Annotated in this window: 26 protein-coding genes; 23 read left to right on the top strand and 3 right to left on the bottom strand. The window is 33.5% G+C overall.

All coding sequences use genetic code 11. The features are described from left to right. The first annotated feature begins 1 nt into the window (after position 1). Together R8495_RS09630 and rfbB are read left to right on the top strand one after the other, a co-directional pair. Entirely contained in the window at positions 2 to 793 is a 792-nt protein-coding gene (locus R8495_RS09630; protein WP_317635263.1) for an alpha/beta hydrolase, read from the top strand. After that, complete coding sequence (rfbB, locus tag R8495_RS09625) at positions 793 to 1,749, top strand: dTDP-glucose 4,6-dehydratase (protein WP_317635262.1); 957 nt, start codon at positions 793 to 795, stop codon at positions 1,747 to 1,749. The genes R8495_RS09630 and rfbB overlap by 1 nt, the downstream gene beginning before the upstream one ends. Here rfbB and R8495_RS09620 read toward each other — a convergent pair. After that, positions 1,746 to 2,093 (bottom strand): hypothetical protein, encoded by a 348-nt coding sequence (locus R8495_RS09620; protein ID WP_317635261.1) that lies wholly within the window; start codon positions 2,091 to 2,093, stop codon positions 1,746 to 1,748. The genes rfbB and R8495_RS09620 overlap by 4 nt on opposite strands. A 68-nt stretch (positions 2,094 to 2,161) precedes the next feature. Between R8495_RS09620 and R8495_RS09615 the strand changes: the two genes are divergently transcribed. The 4 genes from R8495_RS09615 to R8495_RS09600 are packed head-to-tail and all read left to right on the top strand — an operon-like array spanning position 2,162 to position 5,344. Next, entirely contained in the window at positions 2,162 to 2,476 is a 315-nt protein-coding gene (locus R8495_RS09615; RefSeq protein WP_317635260.1) for a hypothetical protein, read from the top strand. Then, entirely contained in the window at positions 2,473 to 3,366 is an 894-nt protein-coding gene (locus tag R8495_RS09610; RefSeq protein WP_317635259.1) for an HNH endonuclease, read from the top strand. Before R8495_RS09615 ends, R8495_RS09610 begins: the two co-directional genes overlap by 4 nt. Further along, positions 3,363 to 4,346: a Gfo/Idh/MocA family protein gene (locus tag R8495_RS09605; protein WP_317635258.1), complete on the top strand. Its 984-nt coding sequence runs from the start codon at positions 3,363 to 3,365 to the stop codon at positions 4,344 to 4,346. Before R8495_RS09610 ends, R8495_RS09605 begins: the two co-directional genes overlap by 4 nt. Before the next feature lie 8 nt (positions 4,347 to 4,354). Beyond that, positions 4,355 to 5,344: a VOC family protein gene (locus tag R8495_RS09600; RefSeq protein ID WP_317635257.1), complete on the top strand. Its 990-nt coding sequence runs from the start codon at positions 4,355 to 4,357 to the stop codon at positions 5,342 to 5,344. A 39-nt stretch (positions 5,345 to 5,383) separates the two neighbouring features. Here R8495_RS09600 and R8495_RS09595 read toward each other — a convergent pair whose 3' ends face one another. Then, entirely contained in the window at positions 5,384 to 5,773 is a 390-nt protein-coding gene (locus tag R8495_RS09595; RefSeq protein WP_317635256.1) for a hypothetical protein, read from the bottom strand. A gap of 465 nt (positions 5,774 to 6,238) precedes the next feature. Here R8495_RS09595 and R8495_RS09590 point away from each other — a divergent pair, with 465 nt between their 5' ends. From R8495_RS09590 to R8495_RS09545, 10 genes are all read left to right on the top strand, one after another. After that, a complete protein-coding gene (locus R8495_RS09590; protein ID WP_317635255.1) occupies positions 6,239 to 6,553 on the top strand; it encodes a WXG100 family type VII secretion target in 315 nt (104 codons plus the stop codon). After that, complete coding sequence (locus tag R8495_RS09585) at positions 6,546 to 6,839, top strand: hypothetical protein (RefSeq protein ID WP_317635254.1); 294 nt, start codon at positions 6,546 to 6,548, stop codon at positions 6,837 to 6,839. Before R8495_RS09590 ends, R8495_RS09585 begins: the two co-directional genes overlap by 8 nt. After that, positions 6,826 to 8,469, top strand: a complete 1,644-nt coding sequence (locus R8495_RS09580) for a T7SS effector LXG polymorphic toxin (protein ID WP_317635253.1) — start codon at positions 6,826 to 6,828, stop codon at positions 8,467 to 8,469. The genes R8495_RS09585 and R8495_RS09580 overlap by 14 nt, the downstream gene beginning before the upstream one ends. Positions 8,470 to 8,499: 30 nt before the next feature. Beyond that, a complete protein-coding gene (locus tag R8495_RS09575; RefSeq protein ID WP_317635252.1) occupies positions 8,500 to 9,363 on the top strand; it encodes a hypothetical protein in 864 nt (287 codons plus the stop codon). Beyond that, on the top strand, positions 9,356 to 9,640 hold the full coding sequence (locus R8495_RS09570) for a DUF4176 domain-containing protein (RefSeq protein WP_317635251.1): 285 nt from the start codon (positions 9,356 to 9,358) through the stop codon (positions 9,638 to 9,640). The genes R8495_RS09575 and R8495_RS09570 overlap by 8 nt, the downstream gene beginning before the upstream one ends. Before the next feature lie 85 nt (positions 9,641 to 9,725). Continuing rightward, a complete protein-coding gene (locus R8495_RS09565; protein ID WP_317635250.1) occupies positions 9,726 to 10,421 on the top strand; it encodes a DUF3862 domain-containing protein in 696 nt (231 codons plus the stop codon). A 71-nt stretch (positions 10,422 to 10,492) separates the two neighbouring features. Next, a complete protein-coding gene (locus R8495_RS09560) occupies positions 10,493 to 11,299 on the top strand; it encodes a hypothetical protein (protein WP_317635249.1) in 807 nt (268 codons plus the stop codon). A gap of 24 nt (positions 11,300 to 11,323) precedes the next feature. Further along, complete coding sequence (locus R8495_RS09555) at positions 11,324 to 12,139, top strand: hypothetical protein (protein WP_317635248.1); 816 nt, start codon at positions 11,324 to 11,326, stop codon at positions 12,137 to 12,139. Positions 12,140 to 12,979: 840 nt separating this feature from the next. Further along, positions 12,980 to 13,279 (top strand): DUF4176 domain-containing protein, encoded by a 300-nt coding sequence (locus R8495_RS09550; protein WP_317636628.1) that lies wholly within the window; start codon positions 12,980 to 12,982, stop codon positions 13,277 to 13,279. 110 nt (positions 13,280 to 13,389) lie between these two features. Then, positions 13,390 to 14,244 (top strand): hypothetical protein, encoded by an 855-nt coding sequence (locus R8495_RS09545; protein WP_317635247.1) that lies wholly within the window; start codon positions 13,390 to 13,392, stop codon positions 14,242 to 14,244. 741 nt (positions 14,245 to 14,985) lie between these two features. Here R8495_RS09545 and R8495_RS09540 read toward each other — a convergent pair. Further along, entirely contained in the window at positions 14,986 to 15,210 is a 225-nt protein-coding gene (locus tag R8495_RS09540) for a hypothetical protein (protein WP_317635246.1), read from the bottom strand. 731 nt (positions 15,211 to 15,941) lie between these two features. Here R8495_RS09540 and R8495_RS09535 point away from each other — a divergent pair. The 7 genes from R8495_RS09535 (at position 15,942) to R8495_RS09505 (ending at position 22,527) form a co-directional block, all read left to right on the top strand. Then, complete coding sequence (locus R8495_RS09535) at positions 15,942 to 16,313, top strand: BlaI/MecI/CopY family transcriptional regulator (RefSeq protein WP_317635245.1); 372 nt, start codon at positions 15,942 to 15,944, stop codon at positions 16,311 to 16,313. Then, positions 16,314 to 17,453: a M56 family metallopeptidase gene (locus R8495_RS09530; RefSeq protein ID WP_317635244.1), complete on the top strand. Its 1,140-nt coding sequence runs from the start codon at positions 16,314 to 16,316 to the stop codon at positions 17,451 to 17,453. It abuts the gene before it with no gap. Between the two features lie 138 nt (positions 17,454 to 17,591). Further along, a complete protein-coding gene (locus R8495_RS09525) occupies positions 17,592 to 17,753 on the top strand; it encodes a hypothetical protein (RefSeq protein WP_317635243.1) in 162 nt (53 codons plus the stop codon). Between the two features lie 427 nt (positions 17,754 to 18,180). Beyond that, positions 18,181 to 18,471, top strand: coding sequence for a WXG100 family type VII secretion target (locus tag R8495_RS09520; RefSeq protein WP_317635242.1), 291 nt, complete (start codon positions 18,181 to 18,183; stop codon positions 18,469 to 18,471). A 183-nt stretch (positions 18,472 to 18,654) separates the two neighbouring features. Further along, positions 18,655 to 21,774 carry a type VII secretion protein EsaA gene (gene esaA / locus R8495_RS09515; protein WP_317635241.1) on the top strand — a complete coding sequence of 1,040 codons (3,120 nt, stop codon included), beginning with the start codon at positions 18,655 to 18,657 and terminating at the stop codon, positions 21,772 to 21,774. Next, positions 21,752 to 22,279 carry a hypothetical protein gene (locus tag R8495_RS09510; protein ID WP_317635240.1) on the top strand — a complete coding sequence of 176 codons (528 nt, stop codon included), beginning with the start codon at positions 21,752 to 21,754 and terminating at the stop codon, positions 22,277 to 22,279. Before esaA ends, R8495_RS09510 begins: the two co-directional genes overlap by 23 nt. After that, complete coding sequence (locus tag R8495_RS09505; protein ID WP_317635239.1) at positions 22,276 to 22,527, top strand: EsaB/YukD family protein; 252 nt, start codon at positions 22,276 to 22,278, stop codon at positions 22,525 to 22,527. Before R8495_RS09510 ends, R8495_RS09505 begins: the two co-directional genes overlap by 4 nt. The last annotated feature ends 6 nt before the right edge of the window (positions 22,528 to 22,533 follow it).

Raw genomic sequence — 22,533 nt, 5'->3', positions numbered from 1 at the left:
AATGGCTTTATTACAGATTAATTATCGCTCAAAGGTTTTAAGCGAAGATCAGGAAATGGTAGTTATTTTGCCAGAAAAAGAAGCGGTGGATGCTGATTTAACTGAAATCCCGGTTCTTTATCTATTGCACGGCATGGGCGGAAACGAGCTCACATGGTTGCGTCAAACCCGCCTTGCTCGTTTAATTCGTCGTACCAATCTGGCCGTGGTTATGCCAACCACGGGTTTAGGCTGGTACACTAACACGACTTATGGGATGAACTATTTTGATGCTCTAGCGCTAGAATTGCCTGAGAAAATCCATGAAATGTTCCCGCAATTGGCAACTTCCAGAGAACGTAATTTTGTCGCGGGTCTTTCGATGGGTGGTTACGGCGCTTGGAAGTTTGCTTTTGGGACCAATAAATTCTCTTACGCTGCCTCACTATCAGGGGCGTTAGATTTGAGTCAAATGAATTTGGACCTAATTAAAGATGAGCAGCAGCTGGCTTATTGGCAAGGCATTTTTGGTAATCTAAATGATTTTGCGGGCTCTGAGAATGATTTATTGGAGTTGGCGCGCCAACAGGCAGCAAAAAATCTGGAGCTACCAAAGCTTTTTGCATGGATTGGGACCGATGATGATCTGTATTTGAGCAATCAATCAGCCAAAAAAGAAGTTGAAGGTTTAGGTTATCAGCTTAATTATCAAAAATCACGCGGGCGACATGAATGGTATTATTGGGATCAATTACTAGAAGATGTCTTGAGGTGGTTGCCGATCGATTACGTTGAAGAAGAGAGGCTGATTTAGTGAACATTTTAGTGACGGGTGGACTGGGCTTTATTGGAGCTAATTTCATTCGGTATCACTTGGCTCATTATTGTTCTGACCAGGTGATTAATCTGGATGCTTTGACCTATGCGGCAAATACGGATAACTTGAATGGGACCAACCAAAGTCACTATCGTTTTTACAGTGGAAATATTAATAATCGAAATTTGGTGGCGAACATTGTTGCTGGTAATCATGTTGATTTGATTTTAAATTTTGCAGCTGAAAGTCATGTTGATCGCTCAATATCCGACCCAGACATTTTCGTCGAGACCAATGTTCTGGGTGTTCAAACCTTGTTAGAGGTGGCAAAAGAGCATCAGGTGCGCTTAATTCAAATCTCCACTGATGAAGTTTATGGCAGTTTGCCAAGTGGGGTCTGGGCTCAAAAGACGACACCAATAAATCCGAGTTCGCCTTATGCAGCTAGTAAAGCGAGTGCGGATTTGTTGGTGAATTCTTACCAGAAAACTTACGGTGTTCAAGCTAATATTGTGCGCTCGACCAATAACTACGGACCTTATCAGAATTTGGAGAAGCTGATTCCAAAGGCTATTACGCATGCTTTAAGAGACGCGACAATTGAACTTTATGGTGACGGGACTAATCTCCGTTCTTGGTTGTACGTCGAGGACAATGTTAGGGCAATTGAGTTGGTGATTGAAAAAGGTGTCCCGGGAGAAATTTATCAAGTAGGTTCTTTTGAAGAATTTAGTAATCTAGCGGTGACCCAAATGGTTGCCACTGAACTGGGGAAAAGTCCCGATTTTATCCAATTTGGCAGTGATCGACCGGGGCACGATTGGCGCTATGGGTTAGATTTTGCAAGAATTACTTCCTTAGGTTGGAAGCCGGAGGTTGATTTTGCCAGCGGCCTCCGAAGAACTATTGACTGGTATCAAACTAACCGTGCTTGGTGGGAAGTTGATGTTTAGTCTTCAGCTCGGTCAACACCTTCAATATCTTCAAGGAGTTCTGCTTCCCTCAGTTTTACTAACTTCTTGACATGGTCAAATGGAAAATCATGGTCCCATGAGACGGCAGTTTTTAGGGCAACGATATTTTGCGGGATAATTTCAATTTGTTCAGTGTTCGCGCTAAATCCGATCACTGGCTGATCGTTTAGAAAGAAACTAGGGTTGCCACCGTCCATTTCGGGGTAGCTGTTAAGCTCTAACATTAACATTGTCTGAATCAAGATTTGGCGAAATATTTCCCTTTGTTCGGGCGATTTAATGGTTGTAAAGTATTCAGCAAAGCAGTCATCTAATTCGTTCATTTTTTTCATCCACCTTTATTAGTTACCTATGTTATTATAGGGAAAAAGGAAGAAAGGTGGAATACTTGATGTCAGTTTTTGAGATTATTAAAATTACTAAATTGAATCACGAGTACTTCACAGCTGATAAGTTGGTGATGACCGATCTTGAGGGGAAGCCCAATTCATTATTAACTGATTTGTTGCGTGATGTTGTCACTAAAATTGAAATTTTGTTGGACTTTGAACAGCTAGATAGTACTCAAGAGGTCATAACAGCGTTAAAGGGAGTCACTCCTTTGCCGGATGATGTACTAGATGAATATACGAAAATCTTAGATCAATCAGTTGTGGGAGTGAATTTTGTTAGCAAGCGTTCTGAGTTGGAAATAGTTTACCGTTGAAATTAAGTTGTGCTAGTTGTGAGTTGCGTTTGACGCCCGAACACTTCATTAAAAAGTCCCAGGTTTTCAGTGTTTGTGATGTTTGCCAGGTCCGCGGCTTGCTATATAGTGATTTTTATAACTATCGCAATAGCATTTACGCTGAAGTGATGAATTTAACATACCAAGGTGGCCAGACAACTGGAAAAGCGCTTCAATTACCCAAAACCATGCGCAAAGTAGTCGAAGCAATTATCAGCGATTATGATGACGCCGCAATTGTAGTTAAGAAGAATATTGGGCGCCGCGATCTTTATGAACGATTGATTAAGTATGAAGATCAAGAAATCACTCTCGATAATCTCGGAAGTTTTTTTGATAATTTGGCTCAGTTGGGATTTCAAGTCGATACAATACATAATTTGCAGAAGATTGACTACAATACCCGGATGCAGGTTTATCATCGCTTCCACAATACTTGTCAGTATTGTGGGCGTCAGGGGATGAGCATCGATCATATGAAACCGGTTTCTAGCGGTGGAGCCAACGATCTTGATAACCTGACGTTGTCTTGTCGGGAATGTAATAAATTAAAGAGTAATATGCCCTATGAATGGTTTATGGAGTTCAATCTGCAAACCAAGGCAATTAATCGACGGTTAGTCGCTTTTGAACAGCAGATTAACGAACTTAGCAGCAAAAAAGAGCAGTTGACAGCTCAGCTTAGTGCTTATCTGCATCGAACGGGCGTTGTAGTTGACGAGCGCAGTGAGATTTTTCGCAAACAATTAAAGGAACAGCAAATTCTCCTTGATGGGCTTAATCAAGATTATCAGAGACTGCGTGATTTGCGAAAGAGCTACATTAATGCCCGTTATCAAATGAGTAGATTTGAAAAGAGGGAGAGATGACTTATAAATTAGGAGTAATTGGCACTAGTTGGATTACCAGTCAATTTATCGAGGCGGCGCAGGCTAAGGGTCAGTACGAATTGACAGCAGTTTATTCTCGGCGCCAGGAAACAGGAGTTCGGCTAACTGATGAGTTTGGGCACGGCTGCGTCGAGACTGATTTTGGAAGATTTTTGAACCGTGATCTTGACGTAATTTATATTGCGAGTCCAAATAGTTTACATTTTGAACAGGCAAAAGCTGCGCTACTTCATCATCATAATGTAATTTGTGAGAAGCCCGCGGTTACGAGGCCGAGTCAATTAATAGAGCTTAGAGAAATTCTTGAAGCAGATCCTGAACTTTTCTTTTTTGAAGCTCAACGTAATTTATATGATCCAAATCTGAAAATAATTAAGGACTTGTTGGAGCAAATTGGGACTATTGATGGGGCATCGATCACCTATATGAAGCGCTCTTCACGATTTGCAGAAGTTGAAGTGGGAAAGCTGCCGAATGTGTTTTCAAATGAATTCTCAGGCGGTGCCTTATCAGATCTCGGGGTCTATGCCGTTTATTTTGCGACTGCCTTATTTGGTAAACCAACAGAATCGCTTTATGATCCTTTGATGTTGCCAGTAGCTCACGGGGCAGATATTTTTGGCTTAGGACTTTTGAAGTATCCGCACTTCTCAGTTGAGCTTAAGATTGGTAAATCGACGACGTCGTATGCGCCAACTGAAATCTACGGTGAAAAGGGTACGATCTTAGTTTCTAATCCAGCAGATTTAACGGAGATTCGCTTGGCACGCAATCCTAAAGACGTACATGATGTGTCACTTCCTCACAACGGCAATCCTTTGAGGTTTGAAGCTGACTTCTTCTACTGGACGATGCAGCGACACGACCGCATCGAGATGTTTGAGCAACTCGATAAGTCAGTTGAAGTTAGTGAAATTTTACAAGAAATGCGCGAGAGCGCAGGAGATATTTGGAAATAGAGGCAAAAATGAAAATACATCATATTTCTTTATTAACCGAAGATCTTGATACTAATCTGAAGTTTTATACCAAAATTTTAGGGCTTCGTTTGGTGAAAAATAGTGTCAACCAAGCTTTTCCTCGTAGGCGCCATCTTTATTATGGCGATTTTATGGGTACTCCTGGGACGATTGTGACTTTCTTTCCAATCAATCCGTTTCGTAAGCGCACTGACGTAAATCATTATTGGTCGGGGATTAATTTTGCAATCCCGAGAGATTCACTGATTTATTGGCGGGATCGACTGCAAAATAATGGTTACAAGACCGAAGTTGATTCGAGGCATGTATTGCATGTTGTTGATCAAGACGGAGTTACTCTGCAATTTAAAGAGCGAGACGATGAGCTTTATGATTGGCACATAAATTATCAATCAGATATTCCAGAAACTAAACAAATTATTGGAGTAATCGGTAGTACGCTCGCTGTCCCAGATCCCAATAAAACAGCCGAATTTTTTCATGATTTGTTTGGCTGTCAAATTAAGGACAATCAAATTCAGCTAGAGAAGCGGGAGCATCTAGATTTGGTTCAAACCCCGCTTGATGCGCCAGAGAAGAAGTGGGGACGGGGTTCAGTAGATCATTTGGCACTGGCAGTAGAATCAACCGCTCAGCTTCATTACTATTGGGAAAAAGCGGGCGAGAATGGTTGGCAAAGAGAATTGTTTACCGATCGGGGCTATTTTCGATCCGCTTATTTTATCGAACCAGGAGGATGTCGCGTAGAGCTAGCGACAACTAATCCCGGATTTACATTGGATGAGTCGCTCTATAATTTGGGAACAACTTTATCATTACCGCCGCTTTTGGAGTCTGAGCGAGAAATGCTTACCAACTTTTACGCAGAAAAGGGCATCAATTTCGATGATGTGGAACCTTACACGGGCAATGGGTATCTGAATAATCGGTCCTCCAAGCCTCTAAAGGGCGAGGCATATAATGATAGTAATCAATAAAAAAAGACAAAATTTCTTCTCTTTGAAATTTTGTCTTTTTTATTCGTTAATTTCAGTGTTTCGAATTCGTTGCCACAAGGTCCGATTTTTTAAATTCTTTATTTGCTGCTCCATTTTAATTAAGCGATCCTGGAGCTCTTTCAATTCGTCGGCTTGGGCGAAGGTGATGCTTTGAAGTTTATCCATTTGTTGGTTCAATTCAAAGATTTGTTGATCTTTAGCTTTGAGTTCCGCCGCCGATTTATTGTCTTTCTTACCAACAGGTTCTTGTAAGCACTGCTTAATCTCAGCTATATTTTCAGGCGACAGAACATAGCGGCCGCTTTGGTCTTTGTTGGGTTTTTCTTTCAGACGTTTTTGAACGATTTGTTGAATTTGTGAGCGGTTAACTCCCAATTCTTTTGCTAAAGCTGTTATTGTCGTTGTCACGATTTCACCTCGTTGCGTTTACTAACAATAATAGCATCAATTATGTTGTTTGGCTCGCTTTTTAGCTAATTTTTTAAAAGTTTAAAAGAACAAAAAATTAAAAAAAGAATAGATTATTAGTCAAAGGAATTATTCAAATAGATAATTTTTAGTTGATTTTTGTGTAGAAGGAATAATGATCTTTCAATTATCTGAGATTTTGCCTTTTTATTTTGGGGAATTGTAAAATATTTTTATAAATTGATAAAAAGAGTTTAAAATCTATTCGTAAATATTGATATAAATATCTCTCCTATGATTTTCGATTATAGAAATTTTAAACTGCTTATCAACTTTTAAAAAATATAAAAATGATAATTGGAGAACGATAAGTATATTATGATTGCGAAAGAAAAAGTGATATAATCTGGATATTCTAATTAGTTAAGCGAAATTGTAATTTTAAAATGGTCAGGAGGGACTGATGTGGGAAAGCATGATTTTGAGATATCTAGTCTAGAACGCGAAATAGCAGCATTGCAGCAAGCCAAGGCTTTAATGGAAGTTGGGGGTCAAGATTTAAATTCCGTGAATGGAGAAATACAAAATGTTGTCAGCTCAATAGACAATAAAGAATGGCGCGGGCAGAGAAGAAATGAATTTAATCAGAAATTTGACAACTATAACAGAGAATTCGGAAATTTGCGTAATCGTAATAATACCAATATTCAGGCTGTAAATCAGAAAATTGCAGAACTTAGAGACAGGATTGCAATGTTAAGGAGCGATAATAGTGACTAAGATTTCAATTAAACTACAAGACTACAAGGATAATATCGAGGCTGCTAATAAAAGTGTTCAAGATTTAGACAAAAAGAAATTAAAAACCCAAAATTTTGAGAAAACTAATACTAAGCCTTTTAAAAGCATGATTAGCTTGATTAGTGATTTAGATCACCTTGTAAAACAATATATAATTGTCTTAAATGATGACATCAAAAAGTATAAAAAGACGGAAGAAACGCTTGTTGATCAGGATGATTCAATTGCGAATAAGATAGGAGGAAATCAGTTTGGTCAAAATTAAGATTGAGGAAGTCCTTAAAAAACAAAAAGAATACGAAAAAAGATCAAAAGCTGTTAAAGAAGGTCTAAATGATGTTAGCAAAAAAATGAATGCTGTTCCAAATACTCCTGGATTCTCAGGTAGTGGACAAGAAGCAATGGAAGATTATGTTAAAGAGATTCATGGTTATATTAATAAGAACATGATCGATGATTTGCAAAACGCAAAGAATGAATTTGACCGCTTAGTTAAATCTTTTAGAAGTAATGTAGATAACAATAATTCTGCAGTTTTAGATTCTAATTATATCAAAGATAAAGCTAAGAAGTTAAAAAGAAAAGAAAACCCCTTATATAAAGCTATAAATAAATGTAATGAAGGAGTATTTCAAGCTCAACAATCCGTAAGTGTAACTGCATTAAGTCCGGAAGCTGTTTCGTTACTGCAAGAGGTGTATAGATCGGGAATCAAAACCGCTGATAAGTTAGAGAAATTTGATCAACAAAAACCGAGCAAGCAACTTACTAATTTAAACAAAAATACCAAAAACCTAAAATATGCAATTAATTCAGTAAGTCCCGTGGGATTAAAAAATTCTTTGAACGAATTATTGCAGAACTCAAGAAGTGCTCTCGACAGTGATTGGTATAAAAAAATTAAAAAATTAATTACTACTGACCCCAATAAAGCATTTGAAGAAATAGTTAAGTCTGATAAGTTAATGAAACATATAAAGAAAGACGATAAGCTTATGAAACTTCTTTTGAAGGCGGTTGAAAAAACTGACCCAGAGAATTTGAAAAAAACTTATCCAATTCTCAAAAAATTTTATCGTGGTCAAAAGTACTTTAAACAATTCGATAAATATGCTTCTGACGCTCTTAATTTCAGATTTACTAAGTTGGGTCGCACGATATATAAAGATGAAGTTCTTCATAAGTATCTAATGTCCAAGGAAATCGGAAAGAGTGCTGTAAGTGGTTGGAATAGCATAAAAGACAGTGCAATGGCTACGAAGGCTGTGAATCGTGGTAAAAAAATCGGAAAGGGTGTGAAGGATATTTGGTCAAAAGCCAAAACAATTCCTATGATTGGTAAGGGTGCCGCTGCAGCTGGAAAACTAACAACAAAAGTTTTGAAGTTTTCATTTATTACCGATGTGGGTATTGAAAGTTTCTTTAATATTATCGATGATCCAAAGCATGATATTGGTAAGGGGATTAATAACGGAGTAATTGATGCAGTTTTAAATATCGGTCCTGTTAGTGGTGCAATAACGTTATCTAGTTTTGGACTAGGCGGAATTTTTTTAGGAGCATCCATAGGGCTTGCAAATTTAGGAATTAAAAAGTTTAACCCTAAATTTAAAGATGATGCCAAGTCGTTTATTTATGACGTAGAGGACTCTGTTGTTGATGAAATTAAAACTTTTGGAAAAAATGCAAAAGATTTCAATAAAAATGTTGAGAAAAAAGCAATTGATATTGGAAAGCAAATTGGCAGGGGAGCTGTTGAGACGTATAATTTTGTTGGAAAAGCCAGCAAAAAAATTGAACAAATTGGTTCGAATGCAGTTAAAAATCTTACCAAAGGAGTAGGAAATGCTATAGTCAAACATAATTGGAACATTATACCGGCATTAAGCCGTTGATGAAAAGGGAATTAAGGTAATGGAGACTTAATGAAATTTAGAAACTATTTTAATTTAACGTTTGAACAAAGTGAGAAGATTACAAAAAATCATTTATCAAAATTAACTGATCAAATTAATGAAGAAGAATCATTAACGAAAAAAAAATTTAAGAATTATTTTACTGCAATCTGCGCAAATGCAGGAGTATTTCTTTTGTGTTATAGTCCAGTGTTTATTGGAAATTTCTATCCAAAGTTTTTTATTGAATTCAGTAAAAGTATGGGAAAACTCGTTTTGTGGATTTGTTTAATCTTTGCAATAATTTTTATTTTAAATCTGCGAAAGAATACTTTTATACATGAGGAGATTTTTGTCCAATTTTATTTAATACCATTGCTTTGTTTTGCTGCATTTTCCATTATGGGACTTATTATATTTCCTGGAACAAGGATAAACGCTAGATTATCTATGACACCTATAATTCCACTATATATAGTAACTGGAATCATTTCTTTTATGAATGTACGTATAAATTACATTACGTTTAACGATGAAATTGAAAAATACAACCAGGAAAATAGTATGGTAGACAGAAAAGTCGTAAATCCTCGTTCCGTTGAGTCGAGAATCACAATTATGAATAAAATGCTGTTTTATATAGAAATTCCCCTTTTTGTAATAGCACTTATTAGAGGTTTGTATTTGTGCTTTTTAGAAGGAAAAGAATTTATGAGCATGCTTGAATACGTCGGTGCAGTAGTTATTGTAGTACCTTTGATTATTTATTCCGCAATATATCTATTTTACTACGAATTTGCAGAAATTTTATTACCAGATTACTATTTGCTGAAATATCGTAATCAGTACGAAGAAAAATATAAAATTAATTTTGGAGGAACAAAAAATGAATGAAAAGAAAGAATTATTACCAATCGGCTCTATCGTATATCTTGAAGAAGGAACAAAGAAGTTAATGATTGTCGGTAGAGGCGTAGTTTATGAAGAAGACGGCGAAGATAAATTCAAGGATTATATGGCTTGTCTTTATCCAGAGGGCATTGATCCTAAGGAAACTATTTTCTTCGACCAAGAAGATATTGATCAACTTGTCTTTAAAGGATATTCCGATGAAGAAGAAGAAAGATTCGTGAAACTTTATGAAGATTGGGTTAAAGAAAATAAGAAGTAGTGGATTGGGTCAGCGCCTTTGTCTGAGTTCGAATAAAGTCAGATTAAAGGCATTTTTATAATTAGATGAGTACGAGGATTAGTTAGTGGTAAATAAAAAAAATAAATCCTGGACAATTGCGTCAGTAATTATAATAATTTTAAGTTTATTGTTTTCGTTTGCAGACTTTAAAGGAAAAAGTGGAACTTCAAAGTCTGCAAGTACTAGTAATTCTCAGCCAAAAAAATCGTCATCAAGTGCAAATAAAGCTAAACGCTCTTTAAGCAGTCAAATATTGAGCGAATTTGGAGCAAAAGAATCGTTAAGGCTGGAACAATATAACAAAATTAAAGTCAGAAAAGATAAGGGGATGACGATAAATCAAGTAAAAAAATTATTGGGAGAACCATCAACACAAAGTACTAAAGGAATCAGTAGAGTTTTGTATTGGTTCTATAAAGATGACCAAAACGACACAAAAGAAATTAGAACTATTATCTTGTTCAAAGATGGACGAGCTTATAGTAAGCACATCTCAGGTTTAGAAGTAAAAAGAAAAAAGAAGATTGGACTTGATGATTATAATAAGGTTCATAGGAATGATAAATATAGTGATGTGATTAAACAACTTGGTATTCCCAACGGGTTTTCCGAGTCATATTTTACTAGTAATGAATTATTACAAGGTATTTCCTATACATACGATTTAAATCATAATGCTCCTGAACAAGAAAAACCTCGGATATATTTGGACTTTTCTGATGGCAAATTATCTGTTAAAGATCAAGAATATTTAAAATAAAATGTTGATAATGAACCAGCAAATATCTGATTGGAAAGTCACTAGAATCAAAAATCACAAAAGGAGGGTAGATGAACTTAAAAAAATACTTCAATTTAAGTTTTGAAGAAAGTGAAAAAATAACGTCAAAAGTAGGAAATGACGAAGCAAAGATTGTCAAAAAATTAGGGTTCAACAAAATGTTTTTTTTAAAAGGCTTCGTCGTAACTTTATTTTTTGAATTAATCGAAATGCTTTTAGGCTTCTTTATGTATGTGGCATTTGCAGATGTATTCCCGAATGAGGAAATAATAATTGCAATATTTTGGCTATTATCCATCGTTAAAATAATTACATTTGGAATAATTTTTTTGGTCGCTTCTAAGACTACAGATCGTCTTGTATATGATTTTGTCATGCATCTTTTTATGTACTTGTTTTTGATATCTACTATCGTTTTTTTTATTTTTGGAATTATATTTAATATTTTGGACAAAAAAATATTTGGAGATTTTGGATCAGCAGCACTTTCGATATTGTATATATTTACGGCGCTGAATAGTTTGTTTTATTCTGTTTCAGAATGGAAGGTTCGAAGCAAAAGCCCAATTCGATTAGAGAAATTAACTGGTAGAGTTTTCAAAAAAAGCGGATTCCTTCTATTGTTTTTTATTCTTAAAGTTATTTTTAAGATGTTTTCTGGTAATTTTTCATTTACAAAAGATATAGAAGTATCTGCATTAGCCATCTTAGCTTATCCAATCATCATTTTTGTTGGGATTTATGTAATTTTTTGTTATTATCCATTACATACTTTTATCCCTTTGATTTATTTAAGTAAGTACCGCAAACAGTATGAGGAGAAATATGGAGTGAACTTTAAAGGAGGAAAAAATTGAACAAGGAATGCCATCGGAGGGTAGATGAACTTAAAAAAATACTTCAATTTAAGTTTTGAAGAAAGCGACAAAATAACTTCTAGTGTTGCATCTGCTGAAGCTCTTGCCATTAAAATTTATGGATTCAACAAAATCTTTTTAAAAGGATTTGTTGGAACTACAATAATAGATTTATTTGTATTGATTTTTGGATTTGCGATAATCGTTGTAATTGAAAGCCCACCGCCGATCCTAGCAATAATGTTTAAGTTTTTTGGTTGGCTGCCTTTTTTTAAGGTTATTATATTTGGTGCTATTTTTTGGATTAAATCTAGGACAAGAGATCGACTAGTGTTTGATTTCATACTCTATATTTCTATATACATTTCCTCACTATCCATTTGTTTCTTTTCTATAGTATTTATAATTAGCGGCATTATAGATAAATCATTTGAAAACGGGATCAATTTAATTTTTCTATCATCTCTTTATTTGGGTGTTTTCATTTATTCATTAATTTACTCTATTGCTAAATTAAGAATTGATGGAAAAAGCACATCAAAACTAGATAAGTTGAGATTTTTTATTAAAAAAATCTCAAAATATAGTGGTTTATTTTTAATCGTATCTTTTCTTTTTAAAATAGTTTCGAAAATTTTGTTTAGTAAATTAGATTTCTTTCATGAAATAAAGGGTTTTATTATAACTACTGTTATGATGCCAATCATTATATTCTTAATAGTGTATATAATTGTTTGTTATTATCCTTTGTACCTTTTTTTGCCGTTATTCTATTTAAATAAGTACCGCAAACAGTATGAGGAGAAATATGGAGTGAACTTTAAAGGAGGAAAAAAATGAACAAGGAATGCCATCGGAGGGTAGATGAACTTAAAAAAATACTTCAATTTAACCTTTGAAGAAAGTGACAAAATAACCCACAAATTGGCAATGGAAGAAGCAAGTATAGTCAAAAGAGAAGGCATCAGTAAAAAGCATTTTTTTAAAGCTTTTATAGGAACATTGATATTAGATTTGGTTTTAATGTTTTTATGCGGCTCAATGGTAATTGCTATGCCAGATGTGACAAGACCGGTTAAGATTGTATTGTTTGCAGTATTAATATTGACGTTAAGTAAAATCTTGATATTTGGAGTAGTTTTTTGGATTAAATCTAGTACCAACGATAGACTTGTATATGATTATATAGTTTATGCATCATTATTTTTTACATTTCTATTTATCGCAATTTCTGCCATTACTTCTTTAGTTGTTATTGGTGGTAAATTATCTATTGGAAATACAAATGTAATTTTTATTAATGCAATTTATATTTCTTTTTCGATTTATTCCGCGATTTATTCTATTGTCCAAATAAAAAATGACGCAAAAAAATATTTTGATGTAAAGCAAACAACGAATCCTGTTCTTGAGCAGTTCTTAAAATATAGCGGTTTCATTTTGACCACTATTTTAGGGTTAAAGTTTATTATAGAATTATTCTTAGGAGGGAACAATTTCTTTGAAAATCTAAAAAAGACTACGGTAGTTTTTATTATGATACCTTTAGCAATTTTCTTTGAATTTTATTATCTTATTTACATCTTTTTCATGCGAGTAATTATCCCGTACTATTATTTAAAGAAGTATCGTAAACAGTACGAGGAAAAATATCAATTTAGTTTTAAAGGAGCAAAAAAAGTGAACAAACAACAAGAAATTTTACCTTTAGGAACAGTTCTTTTTCTCGAAGAGGGAACGCAAAAAGTGATGATTGTCGGACGTGGAGTTGAATTTTCTGACGAGGGAGAAGACAAATTTATGGACTACATGGGTTGTCTTTATCCTGTGGGAGTTGATCCAGAACGCACGATATTTTTCAACCATGAAGATATTGATCATGTAGTATTTGAAGGGTTTAAAGATGAAGAAGAATCTAGGTTTCATCAGGTCTACAATGAGTGGCTTAAGAATCTTAAAGTAGAAAAGAAGAAATTGTGATTTAAATATGGAACAACCTGATTGACTTAAGAAAAATAGAAAATGAATGAATGTCATTCATGATTTGAGGGGGTGATACTTCATACAAAGTATACTAAAAGGGAGACTTAATGAAATTTAGAAACTATTTCAATTTGACGTTTGAACAAAGTGAGAAGATTACAAAAAATCATTTATCAAAATTAACTGATCAAATTAATGAAGAAGAATCATTAACGAAAAAAAAATTTAAGAATTATTTTACTGCAATTTGCACAAATGCAGGAGTAGCTATGATGTGTCATTTTCCTATAAATATGAAAAAAATTTATCCGAAATTTTTTATTGAAATAAGTAAAAATATGGAAAAAATGACGTTTTGGATTTTTTTAATTTTTGCAGTGTTGTTTGTTTGGACTTTAAGTAAGAAGACTTTTATCCATGAGGAGATTTTTATTCAAATTTATTTTATTGTACTGCTTTTTTTCATTGCATTTTCTTTTTTAGGAGTAATCGTTTTTCTGGGAACAAGAGTAGATGCTAATTTAGCGATGACAACTAATTTTCCATTGTATATAGTAACTGGAATTATTTCTTTAATGAATGTACGCATAAATTATATTACGTTTAACGACGAAATTGAAAAGTATAATCAAGAAAATAGTCTGGTAGACAGAACAATCGTAAATTCTCGTTCAGTTGAGTCGAGAATCAAATTTATGAATAAAATACTATTTTATATAGAAATTCCCCTTTTTGTAATATCACTTATCAGAGGTTTGTATTTGTGCTTTTTAGAAGAAAACTTTATGAGCATGCTTGAATACATTGGCGCAATAGTTGTCGTAGTTCCCTTAGCGATCTATACTTTGATTTTTATATTTTACTACGAATTTGCGGAAGTTTTATTACCAGATTACTATTTGTTGAAATATCGCAAGCAGTATGAGGAGAAGTATCAATTTAGCTTTGAAGGGGATAGATAAAAATCGCCACCCTTCCAGGAGTTTGGGACTATTTTTCTTGACTGATAATTGGCTGCTCCGCTCGACCCGCCTAAAAATCTGAAAGATTCGAACTTTACTTAAGTTCATTTTTTCAGCGATCCATTTTTGGATGTAGCCGCTTAAATATTGCTATCTCTCTGGGTGTACAGATTTCGCCCGCACTTATTGTAGAAATTGATAAATTCTACTTTACCGCTGTTAAGAAAATCTTCAAAGTTAATTTGATTTGACGCCTGCGTTAATCAAGTCTTTCTTGATTAAATCTTCAAATTCCGGGTAAAATGACCATGCTTCATTTATTGCCATTCCTTGTCCTCCCAGACTATCTCGATGATTGTAATTACCATTGCGGTTGTTTTGATGTGTTTGGGCATTACTAGCCCTTCTTTACTCTAAACTGTAAAGGAGTTAAATTGTTTGTGGATTTACCTTCCTTGAGGCTTTTGGGAACATTACTGATTCTGTCGATCATAATCCTTAACCAAGGCGCATCTCACGCCAACAGTTGTGCTTAATTTATGGTGTTTTACTGACCATTTTTTGGAGGAAATTGAGCTGTTGATTAAACAATCTTAGTTTGCATTTTGTGACTTGACTTTCAGATTTCTGATAATTCTTGAAATCTTTTAAGGTGCGCGGGCAAGTCCACTTTAACTTTTAAATCGTTGGCGATTTCCTTCAGAGCTCTGTCTTTGCGACAATCAGCAGTTTTCTGCTATCTTATGAGATCTTCATAATAATTACGGTGTAATTGTCATTAAGTAATTTCTTAAATTTAGGAGTTAGATTGACTTGAAGCAAGGATACTTTCGGGTCATCCAGGTATTTAATTGAAGCAAAGCAATGGGCAGCACGATTTTTAGTGTCGGTCAATTCAGTGATTTCACCTTCTAAAAGCTTGCTAGTCTTGTACACGATCATCCCTAGATTTGTGAATATCGTCAACGATTTCTGCATTTGGCATGTAGCACTGATTTAAATAGTTAATGGAACGAAATCGTAGCTGCGCTGATCTATTTGCGAGATAAAGATTTAATTTAAGGTCGAGACCAACTTTTTCGAGAATTGGGAAATCAGTTTTTCTCATCCAGCACAAATTTTTGATAATTTGGTTTAGAATGGAGTCCATTTCGGTAAAAGTTATCCGGGATTTTGGATTTTTTTCTAGCTCAGATAGCCGAAATTTTAACATTTAGTTCCAAACGTGTCTAAAGTAGCGATTTGAGTTTTGTTAGGGCAAATTCTTGCGTTCTTCATTTATTTCTCTGTTCTGGCAACCCTTTCCTCTTACACATGCCACAAAGGGAATATTGTGTATTATTATTTACGTTTACATAATAGTGCTTTCTAAAAGAATAATAATTCAAATATTATAAAAACGTTTTAAGTTATGATATTCTTTTGATTTTTAATTTATTTTAAAGGATAGTAAGAAAAGTTATTACGGAGTAGAGATGCTTATGATGTAATTATTAATTAATTGTTGCCGAGATAATCACAGAAACTATAGTTTTAACATAATTAGCAATATCAATCGACAATTAAATAATTGAAACTCTGATATTAAGAAATTTAATCTCAAGTTGCCTATTAGTGATGTTTTTTTAAAGTCGTTTGATATAATATAAACTAGAAGCGCATGGTTAAAAAAATAAGTTGGAAAGAGGTTAACTTTCGTGAAAAGACTCACTGTACTAGAAGAAGAAGTGATGGATGTTCTATGGGGTACGGATCAGGCTCTTAGTTCGCAAGAAATTTCTACATTAAAAGAAGGCTTAGATGCAAACACGTCACAAACGTTATTGAGAAGACTTCGTAATAAAAAATTTGTAGAAGTTGTTCGAATTGAATTAAGGAAGAAATCTTTGACCAGAATTTATCGACCTAATATCTCTGAGAGTGATTACTTGAAATCATACATCTCTGAAAGAGGAATGAAGAGTTTGGTCAGTGGATTTGTACCAGATCATCTTGATGATTTAGATGGTTATACAGAGGATATTGTTAACACCATCAAACATAAAGCTGAAGAGCTAAGAAATAACTAGATGAATTTTTCGTTCTCTACTGTTTTAATATCGGAATTTTTTGCATTAATTTTGATAGTACTTCTCGTGGTTTTGACACTAAAGAAAAGTACATATAAAAATTTCGGTATCGACTTTTTGTCAACTTTGAGCATAATTATTTTTCTTAGACTAGTATTTCCATTTGAATTTATTAATACAATTACTTTGGCTGATAAAATCTTTTTGCCTTATTTACACACACATGGAAATTTAAGAGTTAATTTTGTCCCAGGAAAACCGACTTTATACTCGCTTAATATAAAGATTTGGATATTAGGTCTTTTTTTGGCTTTGATTTATCTAGTTATCAAAATAATTAGAGTGAGAACACTTTGCAGAAAGGCCAGAAAGTTACCAGCAGGTTATTTAAGTTCTGAATTGAAAAGTTCGCTCCCGTCTAATTTAGAACTTTACTACGTGCCGGTTGATATATCACCGTTTACCGTAGGAATATTTAAACCGAAAATTGTGTTGACAGATGTCGACTTAACTGATGAGGACAAGTATTTTATCATACATCACGAGCTGCTTCATGTTCATAGTCACGATAATTTAAAGAAGTTCCTGGTTGAAATACTAGTTTGTTTTTACTGGTATTATCTCCCAATTTACTTTTACCAATTTGTGGTTAAACATCTTATTGAAATTAGTGTTGATTATAAGATGATTAAGGGCAAGTCGGCTACATTTTATCTAGGTTACATGAATTGTATCGCACGCGTTTATTCCGTGGTGGTGGAAAAACGCTCACGTGCTGATTCTATATCCAGCTTTTTTGTATTTAGAAATTTAAGTAGAAAATTAAATGCCAAATCCTTAAAAATTAGAATCGATTTCCTTTGTGAAGAGTATCCAGTTAAGAAAATTCATTGGGTTGTGAAATTTATCCTAATAGTTATTCCATTAATCATAACTTCTATTGTTGTGGAACCTTATTATTCTAAAACTAAGCAGACAATTTATTCTTTCCAATTTGATCCAAATGATTCAGCAACCTATGTATCAAGACGTGGAAACAGATATTTTTTGATTGTGAATGGTAAAGATGCCGGTGAGCTTAAGAACTTCCTTAAAATAAAGGATAAAAACATTAGAAATCTTCCGATCAAAGACGAATAATTTTTTTATAAAAAGAAATCGAGAGTAGCATTTATTTCGAAAGTGTTTAATAATATTGATGGAGGTAATTTTAAAATGAAAAAGAAATATTTAGGCTATTTGTTTTTGGCCACAGTGTTGTTGCCAGGAGCATTCTCCTTGACTTTAAGTAGTGCTGCTCCTGCTAGTGTACAAGCAGCCACCGTAACACCAAGACGTGCGATCATCGAGTATCGTTATAAAATTGTGAGAGGATACTTGTATCGTAGACTTTATGATGCATCACACGATCGTTGGCTTGGCCCATGGGAACGAGCTTAGAGAAGAATTGAAACATAAATTTAAATCATCGACGAGCAAAAAAATGTCGATGGTTATCGTTTAAAAGCGAGATAGATATAGAAAGGCTATATTTATCCCGCTTTTTTTATTTTTCAAAAAATAAGTCATTTATTTTATCGAAATTTAAACATCGAGTATAATTTAGAAATAAATAGGATAAGATAATTACAATTACCCTTACAATATTTTGTGCAATTTCAAAAAAAAAATTAAAGATCTTCAATTGGATTTCAATAATTATGATCACATCAAGAAATATTCTAATAATTGGTAAAGGATTACGTAAAATTAAGATCTATTTTTGCTTTTTATGATGAAATATTTTGAAATCCGAAAAAAATATGTTAGACTTTGGTTGTCAGATTTTGTAAAAAATACGACAAAAAATTAAATCGGAGGAATTACGATGGCTACACAGATTCAAGTAACGCCTGATGAACTACGCTCTCAGGCAACACATTACACAAAAGGTGCAGATTCAGTCGATCAAGTACTGTCTGACCTAACATCTACTCAAGGACAGATTCGTCAACAGTGGAAGGGTACTGCTTTCGAAAAGTATGACGTTAAATTTGGTGAATTGTCTGAAAAGGTTAAGCAGTTTTCTCAGTTGTTACGCGACATCAAGACTCAACTAGATAAATCAGCGCAAACAATGGAAGATACTGATAACCAAATCGGTCAATCTTGGAGCTAGTGGAAAAAATGGTGTCCATGTTAAATGGGCACTTTTTTTAGGATTGAATTTAGTTTCAAACATTTTTGGGTAAATTGCCATTAGCGTTGGATTGAATATTTTATACGCCAATGGCAATTTTCTGTTTATTTATGCAAAAACCTCTGTAAGGGTAGATTAAATTTTTGAATTTTGGAAGAGTTAATGATGCTAAGAAACACGCTTAAATTTTTAAATCACAACAAAAGAAATATTTTGGCGCTTTTTTTAATTGCGCTTCTGATTGTTACTGTAATGGTCTTTACCTTTAGAACCAAAGAAACTAAAGATCCAAACGAGAATAAGGTTCTCCAAATAGGATTAGTCAATGAAGACAGTGGTAGTACCTTCAATAACAAAAAGTATAATTTTGGTACTGATTTTGTAAATTTACTAACACAAGACCATAGCGCTTCTTGGTATTCAGTTTCTCGTGGTGTTGCGGAAAGTGGGATTAAGCACAAAAACTATGATTTAATTGTGATTTTGCCCCAAAACTTTTCTAAGAAAATTTTAAATTTTGAGTCTACAGATTTTGAAAAAATTGATGTTCTATATAAAATTAGGGAAAATAAAAACCCTAATTTAAGAACTAAAATTACTCAAATCAACAATTCAATTCTTAATCAGCTGAATCATAAAGTTTCCGAAATGTACATTGCCAGTATTTTGTTTAATCTTCATCAATCTCAAAATCATCTAAACGAAATTAACAACAGTGAAAAGAATCTTAGTTCACAGTTGAAGGGGATGATTAATAGTCCGTTGACAGATTTTATTCAGCAATATACTAGTAATGCTAATCAAAGATCTGAAGCAGGAAAACAAAATCAAAATGATTTTTCGAACAATTTAGCAGATAACTTTCTAAAAGATTCGGGCGAACCAGATGATTTAGAAGGGTTCTTGCCAAAGACGAAATTAGACACGGGTATAGACCGGATTAATGATAGTGTTTTTGATGCTTCGCAAAAAGCTAATGACCAGTTAAATAGTATTGCTTCTGAAGGTAATTCCCTTGTTCAAGAGAATAATGAGGATTATTTGAACGCATCTTATGATCAATTTGCAATGATAAAAGATTTTTTAAAGGACGAAGGTTCTAATGTTAGTCAGTTACAAGATGCCAAAATTCAAAAGCAAATTAGTGATTTATTTAATGCAGCCATATGGCAAAACGAAACTCAGAGCAGCCGGGAAATTTTAAGTAGCTTAAATAATCAGAAGTTACAATTATCGGTTGCTCGAGCAAAAGTTGATGATTATTTGAATAATTTGCCCTCAACGACAAATGTTTTTAACACTTACCAAAATATCAATAATCAAGGTTTGTCGTCGATTAAAAAAACTTTTGATAATTTAGTAAGTAGTTCGATTACCCAATTACCAAAAAACAGTTTAAGCATTTTAAATGAAATGAAATCCAATGGTTACTTAAAAAGCGATCAAATAGATAAATTCAATTATCAACTAAATTTAATTAATCAATTTTATCCCGATCTTACATTTGATGGGGATATTTTGCCTTTAGAAACTGATAGCTCCGATGACCAAGAAAAAATTTCATTTAAGATTCCGCCAAATAAAATAATTAAATTAAAAATAAGCAGCGAAAAAGTTGATTTGAATGATTTGTATTCCCAGATCTTAAATAAGGGGATTTCGAGTGTCAGTATTGATGCAAATCAGATTAATATTGATAATTCTGCTATTGAACGTGAAATAAGTATTCTTCCTAAATTAAAGTCAGATGATTCTGATGTTGAATATTCGGTAATTTTGGAAAATCGCGTTCTTGAAAAAGGAAAAATTAGTTCAAAAAGCTTTAAAAATTTTAAAGATAGAGAAACGAATTATTTAAACTTTATCTCAAAGTTGGAACAAGCGTCGGCGTTGGTTTCGGCTGTCCATGATTCTTCGGTAACAAGAGACTTAAATCAACATGAAAGCGTTTCTCAAACTTCAACTTATCAGACTGAAAAAGAACCGACTGATAATAATTCTGAGCAATTACTTTTGTCGTTGAGAATTAATATCAATAGCGCATACGATTCAATTGAAGATTTAGAAAATCAATATCAGGAGCAGCTCAAAGATAAAGAAAAGGCAAGTAGTGATTTTCAATCTCTAGTTCTTCAAATTCAAGGGATCTATAAGGATGAATTAGATGATTACCGAAACCATTTGGGTGCTATCAAACCAAATATTGAACTAAATACGAATTTAATCTCAATAAGTAATCCGATCGATTTATCTCATATTTCTGACATTGCAAATAGTAATGATGATTCGATTAATCGTTATGATTCGCAGATGAAAGAAGCTTTTAGGAATATTATTGATCATTCACATGACAAGACACAAAGTTTAAAAAGCAGATCAAAGCAATCGTTGCAAGGATTGCTTAACCAATCTCAAGATTTAAAACGCAACCTTGATAGTCAGATTAATTCAGCGTCAGGAATTGAAAGTAACTCAAAGGAATTTGTTAAAAACGGTAAAAAGATTCTGGGAGAATCTGATTCATTATTAAAAAATTGGGAAAAAGTAGTAAAGAAAAACGACGAATATAACCGCAACTTTGGCAATTCGATGGGAAATACTCGAAATGACGATAATTCAGCTCGCAAGATTTATGGTAATCTAGCGAATCCTCTACAATTCAAAAATACAGGGACAATTAGAAATGTAAGTTCCATATTTCCTTATTTTTTAACATTGGTAAACATAATTGTAGCCGGTTTTTCTGCAGTTTTAATTGTTAATAATGATTCTCTAAAGTTTAAATTCAAACTTAAACGAAGAGAGGGGGATGAGCTAATAGAAGATGATCGCAATTCTCTATACCAGCAATATGTAATTATTGTCGTGATTATGTTCAGTTTCATCTTAGCGCTCGTATCTTGGCAAACGGTTTCCGGATATCTTGATAAAATCATTTGGCTACTGTTGGAAACCTTGATTCAGGCCAGCTTGATCGAAATTACAATAATTTTGGTTAAGTTCTTTCGCTCTATCGGACGTTTTATCTTTGTATTTTTCTTTATTGAATATATATTTTATACCCCAGCACTAGGTTTGTTCTTAACCAAGAGTAGCTTAGTAGAGACTTTATTGAAGTTTGCATCGCCATTCCAACAGATTGAAGATATTTATTCACGAATTTTTGCTAACACCTCTGATAATGTTTTAGTAATAATTATTTTCTCGATCATTTTAGTTATTACAATGATTTTTAATTTGCTATTTAAAGGGAGGCCTAATGAAAAAGAAGCTATTTCTTAAAATATTTATTATAAATTTTGTCATATTGCTAAAAGGACCCGCATATTTGGTTCTGGCTGATGATCAGTCGACAAATGATGGAAAGATGAAAATAAATAACATCATTGAAAATAATAAGCCGGGAAATAGCGATGAAATTAAAAGTGATAAGGGAGGGTCGGAAATTACTTCCAGTGATGGCATATTCACTGAAGACAGTATAAAAGATCAACAATTTCAAAAGCAAAAAATCGATGAGAATAATACGACACTACCTAAGAAAAGACTTTTTCACAAAAAGCCGTCTCCTAGTAAAAATGAACTAGATAAAAAAATTAATAATCAACTTTTTACGGTGACTTTGAAAGCAGAGGGAGGAGATCATCGTCCTTCCAGGAAATCAGATAGTTCTTTCAAAAAAATTCTAAATTATTTATTTATTAGTGTTTTTATTATCGCATTTGGGATTTTGGGATTTTTGCTTAGTAGGAAGAGAAAATCGATAAGGAGGTATCTACATTTATGAGTTATATAAACGTGACAATTAAATGGGTGGGAGCTTCGGGATATGTTCAAGATTTAAGAATTCCAACTAATATTACTGTGAATAAATTAATTGCGATGTTAATCGACGGCTTGAATGAAAGAAGTATTGATATCAAACCAGGTTGTTTAAACATAATTAAAGTGACCACCAAAGATATATTGATAAGCGGAACTGATATATTGAGAAGTTATCCGATTGCAGACGGAGATATTTTAGAAGTTATTTAGGGGGAG

It is taken from the genome of Xylocopilactobacillus apicola (assembly GCF_033095985.1).
Taxonomy (GTDB): domain Bacteria; phylum Bacillota; class Bacilli; order Lactobacillales; family Lactobacillaceae; genus Xylocopilactobacillus; species Xylocopilactobacillus apicola.
Note: the sequence above shows the minus strand (reverse complement) of the source record. Positions and strands in the feature narration are given on the sequence as shown.

Bases quoted from the DNA above. Each gene is read 5' to 3' on its own strand.
- R8495_RS09620 (WP_317635261.1), bottom strand. From the start codon at position 2,093: ATGAACGAATTAGATGACTGCTTTGCTGAATACTTTACAACCATTAAA.
- R8495_RS09600 (WP_317635257.1), top strand. From the start codon at position 4,355: ATGAAAATACATCATATTTCTTTATTAACCGAAGATCTTGATACTAAT.
- R8495_RS09520 (WP_317635242.1), top strand. From the start codon at position 18,181: ATGGCTACACAGATTCAAGTAACGCCTGATGAACTACGCTCTCAGGCA.
- R8495_RS09545 (WP_317635247.1), top strand. From the start codon at position 13,390: ATGAAATTTAGAAACTATTTCAATTTGACGTTTGAACAAAGTGAGAAG.
- R8495_RS09605 (WP_317635258.1), top strand. From the start codon at position 3,363: ATGACTTATAAATTAGGAGTAATTGGCACTAGTTGGATTACCAGTCAA.
- R8495_RS09560 (WP_317635249.1), top strand. From the start codon at position 10,493: ATGAACTTAAAAAAATACTTCAATTTAAGTTTTGAAGAAAGTGAAAAA.
- R8495_RS09630 (WP_317635263.1), top strand. From the start codon at position 2: ATGGCTTTATTACAGATTAATTATCGCTCAAAGGTTTTAAGCGAAGAT.
- R8495_RS09570 (WP_317635251.1), top strand. From the start codon at position 9,356: ATGAATGAAAAGAAAGAATTATTACCAATCGGCTCTATCGTATATCTT.
- R8495_RS09505 (WP_317635239.1), top strand. From the start codon at position 22,276: ATGAGTTATATAAACGTGACAATTAAATGGGTGGGAGCTTCGGGATAT.
- R8495_RS09510 (WP_317635240.1), top strand. From the start codon at position 21,752: ATGAAAAAGAAGCTATTTCTTAAAATATTTATTATAAATTTTGTCATA.
- R8495_RS09555 (WP_317635248.1), top strand. From the start codon at position 11,324: ATGAACTTAAAAAAATACTTCAATTTAAGTTTTGAAGAAAGCGACAAA.
- R8495_RS09530 (WP_317635244.1), top strand. From the start codon at position 16,314: ATGAATTTTTCGTTCTCTACTGTTTTAATATCGGAATTTTTTGCATTA.
- R8495_RS09575 (WP_317635252.1), top strand. From the start codon at position 8,500: ATGAAATTTAGAAACTATTTTAATTTAACGTTTGAACAAAGTGAGAAG.
- esaA (WP_317635241.1), top strand. From the start codon at position 18,655: ATGATGCTAAGAAACACGCTTAAATTTTTAAATCACAACAAAAGAAAT.
- R8495_RS09615 (WP_317635260.1), top strand. From the start codon at position 2,162: ATGTCAGTTTTTGAGATTATTAAAATTACTAAATTGAATCACGAGTAC.